This window comes from Alteromonas pelagimontana (genome assembly GCF_002499975.2).
GTDB lineage: Bacteria > Pseudomonadota > Gammaproteobacteria > Enterobacterales > Alteromonadaceae > Alteromonas > Alteromonas pelagimontana.
Window position 1 is genome coordinate 2,036,842 of the sequence record NZ_CP052766.1, and the last position, 13,839, is coordinate 2,050,680.

The window sequence follows — 13,839 nt, forward strand, 5'->3', positions numbered from 1 at the left end:
TACGGCCTCCTCAGTAATACCAGTTAGAATTTATTGTTAGTGTGGGCTTAAATGCTGCTGTTCGCAAGATGTTTGCAACTTGCTGATAAATAGCGGGGGATTTTACCACAATAGCTTCTATCAAGTGCCAAGGAAAACTGTGTTCCATCAAAAACTCAGCTTGTTTTCCCTCTTTGCAATTTTGCCATTGCGTTGCAGCAATTGCCTGCCAATCCAGCTCATTCAACTGCGCTAAATCATTTCTATCTTCAAAAAAACGTGAGCCCGCATTCGATAAAGTAAATGCCCAACGGTGATTTTGCTGCCGTGCCCATTAAACACTTGCATTTAAATCAGCTTGTAAATGAATGATTGGCTCTTGCCCGCCTTTATATGCTAACTCCTCACTATCAGCTCTATGAATTACATACAACATGATGGAACGAGGACAAAAATAAAATGGCACACATTGCCCAACAAACAAATCAGGATAACTGCTCAAGGTCAACTCTGTTAAACGGCGCTGCTTGATGGTATTCATTCCTATCGTTGTGCCTATGGCATTTTGTGCAATGATTTGGGCATCACATAACAATCCTTGAGATGCCAAAATAGAAGCGAGCCTGTCTACATGAACAATATGATAAATTTTAGGTTGAGCTGGTACCATACCTACCCCATTGTCGTGACAGAATTAGCACAGCGTTTTTCCTTACCAAAGCAGGGCGGGATCCTAACTTTTTGGTATAGCAACCGCTTTATTGATCAGCTATTGGTATAAGCACCATGGAACTCTGGTTGATTTGTACGATCAGATCAGTTTTCATTTCATTAAAGACTGACATGAGCTTATTAAAACACTTGGAAATCATCACCGACCACCGCAACGATATCAATAAAAAGCATGACCTGATTGATGTCATTTTCCTCACTCTAGCTGCCGTGCTCAGCGGTGCTGATGGATGGAAGTCTATTCAGCAATTTGGCGACTTACAGCTTGAATGGCTGCGTCAACATCGTGGATTTGCTAATGGTATTCCAAGACGGCACTGTATCGCTACCATTATCAAGGCGCTGGATACTCAAGTGTTGCTGAAAGCTGTATTTGGCTGGATTAACGACCAGCGTAAGCAACAAGGGAAACAAGTTATTGCGTTGGACGGTAAGACGATGCGCGGAGCCTGGCGCGACGATGCCAGCAAAGCCCTACATGTGGTGAGTGCATTTGATGTAGGTAATGGCGTTGCGCTTTATCAAGGGAGCTCAGACAGTAAAGGACATGAGGGGGACGTGGCGCGTCAGGTTATTGCCGCACTCACACTGGACAATGCGGTGGTCACACTGGATGCATTACACTGCCAGGCCGACACCATGAAAGCGGTGATTAAAGGTAAAGGCGATTTTGTGATCCAGTTAAAGGGAAATCAGCCTACTTTAAGTCAGCATGTAAAAACTTGTTTCGCCGAACAGTATGAAAATCCGGAACTGGCCACTTTCGAGCAGATTAACCGCGGGCACGGACGTGAGGAAAAGCGTACTGTGATGCAAATGAAGGCCAAATTACCCAAAGAACTCAAGCAAAAATGGCCGCATGTCCAGACTTTCATTGAGGTCGCTAGCGAACGGTGTGTGAAAAACACCACTGCTTGCTCATCACGCTGGTACGCAAGCTCATTGCCCGTTAATGCCGAGCAGGCTGCCGGTATCGTGCGGGATCATTGGGCTGTGGAGAATCAACTGCATTGGGTTTTGGATGTGGTGTTTCGAGAAGACGAGCTTAAGATCGGTGACCCAACAGGTGCTACACACCTGGCGTTATTCAACCGGGCATGTCTTAGCTTAATACGGCAACATATGGGCAAGAAGGATAGCATCGCAGGGAAACGACGAGCTGCTCTGTGGAGTCCGGAATTCAGAACAGAGTTGCTTTTTGGTTAAATAATGTGCGAAGTAGAATCCCGCCCTGTTACCAAAGGGGGTGGTGTAAAAGCGCTGTTCTATGCCGTAAACCAATAATTTCAAGTCTTCATCCGTTGAGATTTCAAACTTTTGATTCTGTTGATCAAATTTAAGTTTTTGCTCGCAGTATCCATCGATATATTCAAGCATATTGGTTTTATCGTCGGGAGACATATTTTCAAGCGTTTTCATAGCAAGACCAATGCGTTTACGATTCGGTTTTGAAACCTTATCAACGCTATAGCCATTACTTTTTTCAATAAAGGGCTCCTCCAAAAATTGCTCAACTTCTTCTTTTGTTGCTTCTTTATAAAGCTCATCTATGCCAACGAATATGCTCGATATTGTAGCGAGATTCTTAAATATCAGGGTATCTGACGCTTTGTAATAAACTGCATCAGGCAAAGCGTTTATCACCAAACGGGTTTGACTTTTTTCAAGCTCAGCCGCTTCGCCAAACACCAGGGTTTTACGCTTAACAAAAAGGCTTGGAGTAATTTTTTGAAAATAAAAATCCTCACCCTGGACAGCAAATAAATAGGCAATTTTTGAAAAGTTTTCTTTGGTTAAATCATCGTAATCTTTTGAGTCGTATATCTTCTTCAAAAGGTCAATACAGAACGCTTGGTTGCTAAAGCCTTCAATTTTGAACCATGAGTCTTCATCGAGGTTGTGATCTGGGTTGTATGGAACACAGGCTTCTAAATCGACTTTGACTGTATCAAATAGAGATTGATCAGAAACCAATTTGAAAATACGTTTTTTTGCTCTTGTTTTTATGTGTGCCAGTATATGGTCCATCACTATTCTCGCTCGATAAAGGTGTAATTGTTAATGCGGTACGCCAAGGGTATTTGAATATCATCAGGCTTTTTATAGCGCTCTTTACTAATCAGAAAAATTGCAGTGCCGTTTTTGGTGGTGATGTTGTAAAACTCATAACCAAACAACAAAAACAGTGGATTAAAGTAGAGTGCCTGCGAAAGAAAGGTGAATACGAACAACACCCCATAGACAAACCACAAGGTCTCGCAGTTATTAATGCTCAACGCCACAAAAAAGTAGCCCAAATAACTGGGTAGAAAACTGTTGTTGGCATGTTCAATACTGGCGACTTCACCCGCTTTAAACTCGTCTTTACCTAAATATTTACTTAGCCAAATACTCAAGCCGGTGGATAAAATGGGTATGGCCAAGTAAAACAAATAAGACACTGCGTTCGGAAGTGCGACTGTCCAACCTAGATAATTTACACCACCGAGAAAATCGCCCAGAGTGATGCCTTTTTGTACCAAAAAGATAATCACCAGTAGTGATGTGGCATTGGCGGTGAGTAGGACCCGAAACGCAGTATTGATCATTTTACTGTTACCTGACCGTTCATTAGCATAGGAAGGAGCCAGTCGCGGAGAGCTATTAGCTCTCTATTTTCGAGGCTTCGCTCAAATATCATTTTGTTGTAATTCGTAACGATCTCATCATACTTTTTGAGCAAATCCGAAGTTGGATAAGCAAGTGTCAGCGAATGCAAATCGTTTTTTGTGATAGAGCCAAAGGTTGTACCTTCGGAGTTTCGACGGTCAAAAATCTGTTTGAAATACTTCATCACATAAAACAGAAAACCGTCTGAGCCAGTTTTGCTATTTAATGCTGCTAAACCTCGACCAATACAGCAGTCGGTATTAGCAATATTCATATCACCTACTGGTGCACGAACGCTTAATAATATGTCGCCTTTCTTTGCCATGCGGCTAGGCGCTGTCGTGTACTGGCGTGTGGTAGGGAACAACCAACCAAAGTCTGTAGAACCTTGATAAAAAACGGTTCCAACGCCTTCATCATTATACGAACTCCCCTCTGGGGATTGACCCATCGTGATGTTCGCTATTTGAGATAGCGTTTTGTCGCTCCACCCCTCCGGTATTTCGCGTTTAGGGTTGGGTTGTAGACCATTTTGCCGCCGGAGGTTTTGTAGGGGTTGCCCTGGCCTTGTGGTGAGTCGTCGGGAAAGTCGAACTGTACAAACCAATAGTCGTACAGGGTTTTGGCCATCGCTTCCAGCTCGGCGTTTATGCGGTTATTGAGTTCGATTTTTTTGTCAATCTCGCTTAATAGCTTTGCTACTTTTTTCTGCTCCTCGATAGGAGGGATGCGAATTGAAAAGTTTGGAAGTTCGTTCAAAGCGATACGATCTACAGTGGCACCGGTTATTGTATTTGCTTTAATCGTTTGTTGAAAAGCAGGTGATAGATATGCGTAAAGTGCATACTCTGGTATCACTTTTTCTCTATTTAGCCTAAGCAATCCCATTCGTCTACCTAAACAAGCTCTGATGCCGGGAGGCATGAGGGCGACCTCTCCAAGACGAGTCTCATAAGAAAATAAAAGGTCGCCCTCTTTAGGGGTTACTCTTTTTGTCCACTTTTTAAAATCATTCTCACTTAAAAAAGCAGATTTCTTCAGGTCTAAACGGCCTTTCTCTAAACTTGAGATACTTAAGAAGTATGGACCTTGTTCCAACTTCTTCGGAGTAGCATGCGGCCCGTCATAAACATCAGCTATGCTACCAATCGTCGTCATATAATCAGGCTTCATACTTCAACCCCGCCAACTGCTTTTTAATCTCAGTTTCCAACTCACGAGACTGGCTAAATAGGCTATCTAGGTTACTGGTAAAGACCTGCATCTTTTGTGCAAATTGTTCTGGGGTGATATCCACATATTCGATTTTGACATCAAAGTACTGGCCAGCACTTAATGAGTAGTTCTTGGCTTCAATGTCGCCATAACTCACCGCAACAGAAAAATCTTCTACCGCTTCTTTGGCGTTAAACACATCAATAATTTGTTGTTCTTCTTCTGGTGTTAATACGGTTTTTTGGTTTTTGCCATCTTTAACCTTTTCACCTAAGTTAGAGGCATCCACCAGTACTACATCGCCATCGTTGCTGGCGTCGATAAACAGAATGGATACGTTCGTGCCGGTGGTGGCGAAGATATTAGAGGGCATGGATACCACACCCGCCAGCATTTTATTTTTCACCAAATGTTCACGGATTTTTTTGTCGATGCCCGACTGGGCGGTAATAAAGCCAGTAGGCAGCACCACAGCTGCTTTACCACCAGGCTTGAGTGAAGCAATGATGTGTTGCAAGAACAATTGGTAGATTTCCATCTTGTCCTTGGCTTTGGCTTTAATCTTTGGAATACCGGCAAAAAAGCGTTCTTTGTTTTCTTTGCTGTCGAGTTCATCCCTAAAGTCGCTGAAATCCAGTTTAAAGGGTGGATTGGAGACAATGTAATCAAAGCGCTTTAACTCTTTTCCGTCCTTATGGTAGGGGTGTAAAACCGTATTACCTTGGATCACATTCGGGATTGAGTGTACCAAGTTATTTAAGATCAGGTTTAATCGCAGCAGGTTGGAGGACTTTTGTGAAATATCCTGCGTGTAAATGCTACAGCGGTTTTCACCAATGGCGTGCGCCACGTTCATAAGCAAAGTACCCGAACCTGCGGATGGGTCGTAACAACTGACATTGCGTACTGTGCCGCGCTGTTCTTTGGGTACTAAGATTTCCGCCATAATGCGCGCTACCGCATGGGGGGTAAAATACTCAGCGTATTTACCGCCAGAATTGCTGTTGTAGTCTTTGATCAGGTATTCAAAGATGGTGGCGTAGAAGTCGAATTTTTGCGTGAAAATACGTTCAAAACTGAACTCCACCAGTTTATTGATAATGGCGCGGCAGAAGGCATCACGTTTGGAATCGTCGGCAATGTATTGACTGATGCGGTCGAACAGCACCACTTTTGCGCCACCATCGGTTTTTACTGCAAATACATCGTTATTGCTAATGGCAATGTCGATTAAGGTATCGTCAAATAGTTTGGCAAAATCCGGCGCGTTTTGTTGGCTAAACAGGTAGCTGATAAAGTGCTGCGGCTTTAACCGTGTCGCCGCCCATTTGCAGTTGCAGCATGTCGAGGTCGTCTTCGCTCATGGCTGCCAGCGCTTCTTCCCATTTTTCGGCCTTGGCGATGTTGTCATCGAGCTTTTTGGCTTCAAAGGCGAACTTATCGTTTAAAAACTTGTACAAAAACGTTTGGGTAATGATTTTAAACTCGTTACCGTCGTTACCTAAACCATAGTTGGCACAGATGCTCTTTAAGCTATCAATCAGGGTTTTGGTTTTTTGCTGAAACTCTAATTCAACCATTTGGTGTTTACTTCCTAATCAGTTTTACCCGCATTACCACGCTTGGCTGCCGGTATTAAATTCTTTTAAATATTCTGCGACGACGAGGTGATTAATATACCGTGAGGCGTCGGCGTTGAGTTTGATGTTTTGTTCTTTCATAAAGCGGCCAATCACCAGCGGCATCATTTGCCGTTCGAAGTAACTTTCGTTATCGAGCACTTGGCTGTTGTTGAGCACTTGCTCGTCGGCATCTTGCTTTACGCCTGCCAATGCTTCGAAAATTTTGCGTTCTGATTCGCTAATATCGCTTTGGCTTTGCTGGCGCTCTTGTAAGCGTTTATGAATACGAGTGTACTTGGCATCACCAAGATACTTTTGCCGAAGTTGGTTGTTTTGGCGGTTCAGCTCTTTAACGCGGTCGTGAATTTTATTCAGCGCGTCGATGTTGGCAACCATTTCATCTTGGGTTACTTCGCTTAAGTTTTTCTTCTTAAACAGGCGCTCTAGCTCTTCTTTTAAGCTGATAAACTGCGGATCTTGCTGGTCAAAATTACTGGCCAGTGCTTCACGGGTTTGGCGCAGGGTGTTTTTCAGTTTGTCTGCCAGCACCAGCTCTTCTTCGCCGATTTTTACAAACTTGAAGATCACGTCTTCCAAAGCGCGGTTGAGCAAGTTACTGGTGTCTTCGCCGCTTTCTAAGTCGTTTTTAAGGTTGAGCAAATCCAGATGGTTACTGGTTTCGCGATACAGCACATTAAGCTTGGCAAAATCCAATTCATCCAGAAAGTCATACTCGCCTTGCAAGCGGATTAAGTTATACAAGCTGCGGGCATCGGCTAAGGCTTTTTTTAGCGCCAGTACGGTGTCGCGGTCTTGTATTTGGCTGATCTGGTTGCAGAACTCTTCCATGTTGTCGGTATCAAAACGGAACAGTACGTCTTTGATATGTTCGATTTCTTGTTTGATCTCTTCCTGAGATTTAAACAAGTGTGAGTAGTGCTCCATCTCATCGCCCAGCTCCGACTGTAATTCGTCGAAATAGGCTTTGTTAGTGGCATCAAACTCTTTGCGAATATCGGCAAAATCGACCACATAACCGTAGCGGAAATCTTTGTAAGTTCGGTTCACTCGCGTGAGCGCTTGTAGCAAATTGTGCTTGCGGATCACCCGACCAAGGTAGAGCTTTTTCAGGCGTTTGGCGTCAAAACCAGTGAGCAGCATGTTATACACAAACAAAAAATCGATTTTTCCTGCCTTAAAGTCTTCAACCCAGTTTTTACGCTCTTCTTTGGTGCCAATGTCGTGCAGAATCAAGGCGGCATTTTTTACCTTTTGGGCTTGTTTGGCAGACTCTGCATAACTGGTTGGCGCAGGTTCAGCGACTTCAAGCACTTCGGTTTTTGAGTTGGATGTTTGCGGCAGAATAGGCGTTTCGGCATAAACGCCATTGAAGATTTCAAACATCTGCTTGGCTTGATCTGAGCTGTCGCAAATGACCATGCCACCAATGGTTGTATCGTTTAATACACCACGGCTTTTTTCAAAGTCGTTTACGATGTAAGTCAGCATGGGCTCAACAAAGCTTGGGTGGGCGTAAATCAGCTTACGATCCACATCGCCCATTTTCACTTCGGCTTCTTCAAGGGCTTTTTGCAGCTCAATTTTGTATTGAGTGCTGATTTCCTCACGAATTAGGCGCAAGGTGTAACCGTCGGCAATGGACGCGTTGTAGTAGTACTTGTGAATGTAGTCGCCAAACAAGGCCCGTGAGTTGTAGTCATCCCCCAATAGCGGCGTACCCGTTAAACCGATTTTAATGGCGTTGCTGTCTGACTGGCTCAAGTTGGCCAAAAAACTGCCTTTGGGGTTATAGCTGCGGTGTACTTCGTCTAAAAAATACACACGCTGGATCGCGACGTTGTAGTCTTTGGTGCTGACCACATCTGGGTCATCTTTAAACTTTTGAATATTCACCACGGTGATTTCTGGCTTGCCAGAATGGTTGTGGATCACCTGTGTGGCTTTGATGTCACGAGTAAAGGCATCCCGTGAGTTGATGGTGTGTACGGTTAAACCACGGGCGGTAAATTCGCGCTGTGCTTGTTGCAGTAGATCCAGGCGGTCAACAATAAAGTAAAACTTAGGGATGACTTGCTGCTTTTGAAAGTAGTCGGTTAAAAAGCGCACGTTATAAAACGTTAGGGCTGTTTTACCACTGCCTTGGGTGTGCCAAATGATGCCTTTTTTAACGCCTTCGCTTAGCTTTCGCTCAATGGCTTTAGTGGCAAACAACTGCGGGTAACGCATTATGTGTTTTTGTAGCCCGTCTGACTCGGACACATACGCCAAGGCGTAACGCAAAATAAAGGCTAAGCGCTCACGACTGAGTAAAGAGGTGGAAATGCGGTTGGTTGGGCGCTCGGGTTGCTTGTTGGTCTGGAACTCTGGGTTACTGCGGATCACTTCCAGATTATTGTCTTTTAAGACTTTTAGCTCGTCATCATCCGATACCTGCTTCAACAAGGCGGTTAAGTTTAAGATTTCTTCTTCGCGGAAATAGTTAAATACCGGCTTATGGTAAGAACTGCTGGCATAGAAAGCACCTTGCACGGGTTCAGGATCGCCGTCGTCGTACTCCATGTTATTGGAGAAAATCATAAACTGGGTGATGTTGACAAAACGCTTGAACTTAGGGTTTTGAAAGCGTTTGTTGATGCGGTCACGCTCGGCCAAAATACCTTCGCGGTTATTGGGCTTCTTCACTTCGATAAACACCAACGGCATACCATTGATAAGCAGTGTGATATCGGGGCGGAATTCTTCATCGCCGTTTTGACACGTTAGCTCGGTAACAACATGGAAGCTGTTGTTATTGAAGTTTTCAAAGTCAATCAACTTGGTATTTGAACGCTCAGATAGGCGCTCAAAAAAGGCTTTGCCCAAGTCTTCGTTATCAAGCAGTAGTTTGACATCTTCTAGCAAACGACCGGCTTCAGCATCTTCAATACCAGGGTTAATTTTGCCGATAGCGGTTTTGAATACGTCAGGGAAGATATTGGTGTCGAGATCCCAGCTTTGCCCTTTAAGTGACAGGTACTTATAACCTAGACGCATTAAATGAAGAATTGCAGGGATTTTTACTCGGCTATCTTCATTGAATTTTTTGGTATTGAAGGCCATAACATTCCTTGTAATCGTTTTAATTTGGAACCTGCTCAAGCAAATCGCTCAACGGGCAGTTAAATAACTCACACAGCTTATCAAGCGCTTCCAAGTCCACCTTAAGCGCGGTTTCTTTGTACAGTAGCGTGACGGTGGTACGGCTTAGGCCGGTTTCTCGCATCACGTCGCTAATGCGCATTTTTCTCTCACCCATTAATCGGGCTAGGTGGCAGCGGATCATGCTCTCTCCACGGTGTTTTCTTAACCATAAACTTGGGGATTTTTCACTGTTGCTTACCCTACCACGATTATGATTATTCTCAACTTATTTGAGTTAAAACCAAATAATTGAGCCCATTTGTTATTCGTTCGGTGCTGGTTGTTGGTGTGCTAGCGGTTCACGGGAATGCCTCTGGCGGTATTGTCCGCGTTAGACTTTGAACCTTGCTAAGTACCTATGTTGACTGGCGGTTCACTGCAAGGCGACAAGCCCACACAAGATTAATCGCCTCGTTAGTCATCCAAAATACTGCTTTTCACGCAGTACATACGTGGGCGGGTGTTGTCGGGCAGGCTGACTTTTCGCTGTGGTCGGTTGCCATCGGGGACTAGGTAGCCTGCGGCCATCAGCGCTTTGGCGGCGCGATCTGGGCTTAGGCCTTCGGTGGCTTCACGCCAGCCAGTTGGATAAAACAGGTAGAGGGTTTGTGGGCCAGAAGTATCAAGCCAACCCGCGCGTTGGCGTACTTGGCTGCTGTAACCGGTTTGTTTGGGCGTAAAACGGCTTTCACCATGTTGTTCAATAAAACTGCGTACCTGACGAATGGCTTGTTGGTCTTCATTGGCGGCCACACCACCGCGAGCGAGTATCCATTGGTTTAGCTGGCTTAAACAGGCGGCTTCGACACTTTGGGTTGGCCAATCGAGTACTTTGGCTTGAATGGCTAACAGGCCTGCGCTGGCCAGTAAAGCAAACTTTTCGGCTACCCGGCGCACTTGGCCGTCAGCCTCAGTGGGTAAGCTGGCTAAAAAACGTTGGCGTACGTTTTGGAAAACGGGTCGCACCTGCGCGCTGTGCTGCGTTAAATACCGCAACCAGTCCAAGGCCAAGCAGCCGTAGTGTTGGCGACTTTGTTGTTTTAGGTGATCGGCTAAATTGGCGGCGTTCATGCCATGGCTCTGGTTAAACACGCCCATTTGCGCTCCGGCATCGGCACTGAGATCAATCACGCGCACTTGCTGCCCTGCTTTTACACGCTTGCCAATACTGGCAAGGTGGCTTTCGAGCGTGACTTCGCCAGTGGATAAAAACACCAAGCGCCAACGGGCGGGTAAGCGCATTTCACCGTATTTGCCTGCACGAGTTTTACCCTGACCATTGGCAAGCATATAAGCGACATCGCCCGCCTCTTTGGGGTCAACTTCGCCCATTTCATCGAGCGCCAACAAGGCATCGTTATGCGCTAACGCTGTTCCTTCTAAACCGTTAGCCGTGGCACGCCAACTATGGCGCAGCTGATTAGGCTCGCCCCACACCGATAACGCCGGATACAGTGCTGCGGTTTTACCGGTACTGCTGGCACCGTAGAGGTGTAAACCAAAACCATCCACCCCGCACAAGTGCAACAAAGGTGCGGCCAGTGCAGAGCAGACACCAACAATTAATAGCGGGTTATCCAGACAATAACGGCCAACGTGCTGCCGCCAACTGTCGCTACTGCCTTGTTGAATAAAGCCTTCTATCGGGTGCATGGTTTGCAGCACCATGCGCGGGTTGTTGCTGTGTTCGCTAGGGTAAAAGGTGAGGCGCGGATGCACATAAGCGTGGTGATGCCAGCCAATGCAGTTCACGCTAATGGCCTTTTGCGTGGCCAGTTCACCCATTTGTTGAATAAACAGGGAGAGCAACTGCCTCGCTTTGACACTGTTACTAAGCCGCATTCCTCGGCTGAGTAGAATTCGGCGGTACTCGCTCCCATCTCCGGCCAATAGTTCTGCGGGCATAGCCCAGTAGCGATGGCGATTGTCATCGTCTAACCAGTGCAATAAATAGCCGTAGTTGTCCCCTTGCGGATCGCGGGTGCGGGCGGCCACTTGCAACCAAGAGCAGATTTTAACAGGGCTATCTTGCCCTGCTGGTTGCATCACCAGCCAGTTTTGCGCGTTATAGGCAAAACCAGCCGGTAATGTTGGTGCGTTGCTATGCATTTCACTGGCAGGTAACGGGGTTGATGCTGATGGTTTATCCACGGCCATAAGCAGCACCAATACGGCGGGTTTCAATCCACTGGTCGATATCGCTTTCTAACCAGCCCACTGCACGCGCGCCAATCCGGATGGATCGCGGAAATTCACCGTTGGCCATCAGGGCATAAATGGTGCTGCGGCCAAAGCCTGTTTTGGCCTTTACCTCGGGCAAGCGCAAAATCCGCTGCTGACGCGCTGGGTGTACTGAGTTTGAGGGGGATTGTGTGGTTGGGTTCATTGTTTACTTCCTCACTGATCTGTTAAGTTCAGTTAGGAGTTTGACAGTACTAAACGGACGCAGTAGGCAGATAAATGCCCAGATCGTGCAGCTTTCTGAGGGTACAGGTAGCTAGTTGCCCCAGTTTGTAGATAGTGCCCCAAATAATAATTGTTCTGTGGGCAGGGTTGGTGCGTGGCTAAGTGGCGTGAACTAAGGCTTTGCCCAAACTGCCCCAAAAGCCCAAGGGATGAGCGAAGTGTTAAAACACATGGAGTATGAGGCAAAGCATAAAGTGAAACTAAAACTTCTTTATCTGCTGAAAAATGAAAATATAGTTTCACTGACTCATTAAACGTTAAACGCTGATTGTTTCATGGCTTGCTCCGCTCGGCTGATCCCTAGCCGCTTAGCAACGGTTTGCCATTGCTTAACCGCCATTAATACTTCATCGTAAATTTGCGTGGCTTGGGTTTGCGAAAGTCTGAAGAAGTCTTTCACATCAAAGGTTAGCTGGTAGTCTAAAGCGTTGTCTGCATCGGTAATGTTCAGATGCAGACCATGCTTACCCACTATCGGGTTTAAATCATAAGCGGGTGATAACTTCCAGCCATTCTTTGTTAATAAAAACCCATGGTTACGCAGGTGATCATCCGTGTTGGACACCGCAATATTAAACACGATACGTCGCCATAACTGCGCTAAATCAGCTTCGGTTTGTGCACCAGAATTGGAAATAAATTCAGCAATTTCTAAATAGCTGGCACCTTGAGATTGTTCACCATCATAGTATTGCAGTTGAGTCATGGCCGATGAAAAATGCAGCCGCTGATCGCCGTCGCGGTCAAACCGTTTTGTTAAAAAGGTATGATGCCCAGAGGAAAACTGCCTAATCTCACTTGGAAACATGTCAACACCTGCCGCCAAAGCCAATTCATAACAGACCATCTCCCACGCCCCCACATCAAAGGTATCATTTAAGTTGGGAAACTTGGCAATCCACAAGTGGCCTTGTTCATCTGCCACACAAGCCTTGGGTCTTGCACCACCTAATGATGAGCCTGGAGAAATCAGCATTTTCAACCAGCGATAATACTCGTCACTGTCGATGTTATCGTCTTTTTCAATCTGCATGGCTGCGTGCTCTAGCTCTCGCAGAGAAGCCATTGGCGGCGCAGCAAATTCAGAATTGTCGTCCAAAAAAGCATTCGAGCCTGCTCGCTTAAATCGAATACCGCCCATCCGGTAAGAGTCGTGCACGCCCAACAGGTAATCCAATTCGTTTAATCGACTTGTTGCTCGAATGCCTTTGCGCGCTTCAATGGCTGCACGCCGCTGCATTAAAATACGCCCCCATCTATCAGGCGATGAATCAAGAAATGCACGAAAGTTTTTATCGGCTTCATCGTTGTAAAGTTCACCGGTGTGAAGCGTCAGGATTGGATCAATTTGCAAGCGATAGGCTGAGGTTAAAAACGCTTTATCGTAGGCAAAACTAAACACGCCACCTCGGCTTGAATCGCTGTAAGAAAGCAGCCCTATTAGCAAAGGCGCTTCAATTGGCTTCCAGTCGGCATAAACTTCGACGATTTCACGGCTCATCGTGAACCTTCCAGCAATTTTATATTTTGCAGCTTAATACCCACTTCATCATGGGCGGCCATTTCTGCAAAGTTGCTTTCCATGCCAAGGACGGCCATCACTTTTAAGTAGGTGCCTATAGCAACGCCCGGATCACCGGCAAAGACTTTATTCACGGTTTTATGATCAAAACCAGTACGTTCACACAGTAGCTTTTTGGTAAAACCACGTCGTTTCATCGCCAACAGCAAGTCTTCACCAAACTGCGCCAGGATTTTGCGCTGCTTTGGAAACAATACATTGTGTAAGTCACGCTTAGCCATACCACCAACCAAAGGGACTATATTCCCACTATTTAACCGTTAATAGGAATATAGTCCAACTTTGAATCCCAAGCAACTCCAGCAAGTTAAATGCCGGACGATATTCCCACTTTACTCAATATAATTGGATTTATATCCCACCTTTAGGTTTAGCTTGCGCGTTGGCCAAGGC

Annotated in this window: 13 protein-coding genes and 1 pseudogene; 1 reads left to right on the forward strand and 13 read right to left on the reverse strand. The window is 45.7% G+C overall.

The genetic code is table 11. The features are described 5' to 3' along the window. Positions 1-10 precede the first annotated feature (10 nt). A pseudogene (gene darT, locus CA267_RS09060) lies at positions 11-649 on the reverse strand (type II toxin-antitoxin system toxin DNA ADP-ribosyl transferase DarT). Between the two features lie 173 nt (positions 650-822). Between darT and CA267_RS09065 the strand changes: the two are divergent. Further along, positions 823-1,917, forward strand: coding sequence for an ISAs1 family transposase (locus CA267_RS09065; protein WP_075607780.1), 1,095 nt, complete (start codon positions 823-825; stop codon positions 1,915-1,917). Here the strand turns inward: CA267_RS09065 and CA267_RS09070 are convergent. From CA267_RS09070 to CA267_RS09115, 12 genes are all read right to left on the reverse strand, one after another. Further along, entirely contained in the window at positions 1,819-2,739 is a 921-nt protein-coding gene (locus tag CA267_RS09070; RefSeq protein ID WP_232367620.1) for an ATP F0F1 synthase synthase, read from the reverse strand. The genes CA267_RS09065 and CA267_RS09070 overlap by 99 nt on opposite strands. A gap of 2 nt (positions 2,740-2,741) precedes the next feature. After that, on the reverse strand, positions 2,742-3,299 hold the full coding sequence (locus CA267_RS09075) for a hypothetical protein (protein ID WP_075607779.1): 558 nt from the start codon (positions 3,297-3,299) through the stop codon (positions 2,742-2,744). Continuing rightward, positions 3,296-3,811: a restriction endonuclease subunit S gene (locus CA267_RS19030; RefSeq protein WP_232367621.1), complete on the reverse strand. Its 516-nt coding sequence runs from the start codon at positions 3,809-3,811 to the stop codon at positions 3,296-3,298. The genes CA267_RS09075 and CA267_RS19030 overlap by 4 nt, the downstream gene beginning before the upstream one ends. 11 nt (positions 3,812-3,822) lie before the next feature. Then, positions 3,823-4,533, reverse strand: a complete 711-nt coding sequence (locus CA267_RS19035) for a restriction endonuclease subunit S (protein ID WP_232367622.1) — start codon at positions 4,531-4,533, stop codon at positions 3,823-3,825. After that, positions 4,523-5,746, reverse strand: coding sequence for an HsdM family class I SAM-dependent methyltransferase (locus tag CA267_RS09085; RefSeq protein ID WP_232367623.1), 1,224 nt, complete (start codon positions 5,744-5,746; stop codon positions 4,523-4,525). The genes CA267_RS19035 and CA267_RS09085 overlap by 11 nt, the downstream gene beginning before the upstream one ends. A 106-nt stretch (positions 5,747-5,852) precedes the next feature. Then, positions 5,853-6,155, reverse strand: coding sequence for a hypothetical protein (locus CA267_RS19040; protein WP_232367624.1), 303 nt, complete (start codon positions 6,153-6,155; stop codon positions 5,853-5,855). 33 nt (positions 6,156-6,188) lie between these two features. Further along, positions 6,189-9,317 (reverse strand): type I restriction endonuclease subunit R, encoded by a 3,129-nt coding sequence (locus CA267_RS09090; RefSeq protein WP_075607778.1) that lies wholly within the window; start codon positions 9,315-9,317, stop codon positions 6,189-6,191. 19 nt (positions 9,318-9,336) lie between these two features. Then, positions 9,337-9,540, reverse strand: coding sequence for a helix-turn-helix domain-containing protein (locus CA267_RS09095; RefSeq protein WP_033539344.1), 204 nt, complete (start codon positions 9,538-9,540; stop codon positions 9,337-9,339). A 272-nt stretch (positions 9,541-9,812) separates the two neighbouring features. Further along, a complete protein-coding gene (locus CA267_RS09100) occupies positions 9,813-11,555 on the reverse strand; it encodes a DUF927 domain-containing protein (protein ID WP_075607777.1) in 1,743 nt (580 codons plus the stop codon). Then, a complete protein-coding gene (locus CA267_RS09105; protein ID WP_033539342.1) occupies positions 11,542-11,784 on the reverse strand; it encodes a helix-turn-helix transcriptional regulator in 243 nt (80 codons plus the stop codon). The genes CA267_RS09100 and CA267_RS09105 overlap by 14 nt, the downstream gene beginning before the upstream one ends. Before the next feature lie 330 nt (positions 11,785-12,114). Continuing rightward, a complete protein-coding gene (locus CA267_RS09110) occupies positions 12,115-13,365 on the reverse strand; it encodes a type II toxin-antitoxin system HipA family toxin (RefSeq protein ID WP_075607776.1) in 1,251 nt (416 codons plus the stop codon). Continuing rightward, entirely contained in the window at positions 13,362-13,667 is a 306-nt protein-coding gene (locus CA267_RS09115; RefSeq protein WP_075607775.1) for a helix-turn-helix domain-containing protein, read from the reverse strand. Before CA267_RS09115 ends, CA267_RS09110 begins: the two co-directional genes overlap by 4 nt. Positions 13,668-13,839: the final 172 nt, after the last annotated feature.

What these genes read in the sequence shown, in the direction of transcription:
- CA267_RS09065 (WP_075607780.1), top strand. Translation starts at nt 823, where the DNA reads ATGAGCTTATTAAAACACTTGGAAATCATCACCGACCACCGCAACGAT.
- CA267_RS09070 (WP_232367620.1), bottom strand. Translation starts at nt 2,739, where the DNA reads ATGGACCATATACTGGCACACATAAAAACAAGAGCAAAAAAACGTATT.
- CA267_RS09075 (WP_075607779.1), bottom strand. Translation starts at nt 3,299, where the DNA reads ATGATCAATACTGCGTTTCGGGTCCTACTCACCGCCAATGCCACATCA.
- CA267_RS19030 (WP_232367621.1), bottom strand. Translation starts at nt 3,811, where the DNA reads ATGGGTCAATCCCCAGAGGGGAGTTCGTATAATGATGAAGGCGTTGGA.
- CA267_RS19035 (WP_232367622.1), bottom strand. Translation starts at nt 4,533, where the DNA reads ATGAAGCCTGATTATATGACGACGATTGGTAGCATAGCTGATGTTTAT.
- CA267_RS19040 (WP_232367624.1), bottom strand. Translation starts at nt 6,155, where the DNA reads ATGGTTGAATTAGAGTTTCAGCAAAAAACCAAAACCCTGATTGATAGC.
- CA267_RS09090 (WP_075607778.1), bottom strand. Translation starts at nt 9,317, where the DNA reads ATGGCCTTCAATACCAAAAAATTCAATGAAGATAGCCGAGTAAAAATC.
- CA267_RS09095 (WP_033539344.1), bottom strand. Translation starts at nt 9,540, where the DNA reads ATGATCCGCTGCCACCTAGCCCGATTAATGGGTGAGAGAAAAATGCGC.
- CA267_RS09100 (WP_075607777.1), bottom strand. Translation starts at nt 11,555, where the DNA reads ATGGCCGTGGATAAACCATCAGCATCAACCCCGTTACCTGCCAGTGAA.
- CA267_RS09105 (WP_033539342.1), bottom strand. Translation starts at nt 11,784, where the DNA reads ATGAACCCAACCACACAATCCCCCTCAAACTCAGTACACCCAGCGCGT.
- CA267_RS09110 (WP_075607776.1), bottom strand. Translation starts at nt 13,365, where the DNA reads ATGAGCCGTGAAATCGTCGAAGTTTATGCCGACTGGAAGCCAATTGAA.
- CA267_RS09115 (WP_075607775.1), bottom strand. Translation starts at nt 13,667, where the DNA reads ATGGCTAAGCGTGACTTACACAATGTATTGTTTCCAAAGCAGCGCAAA.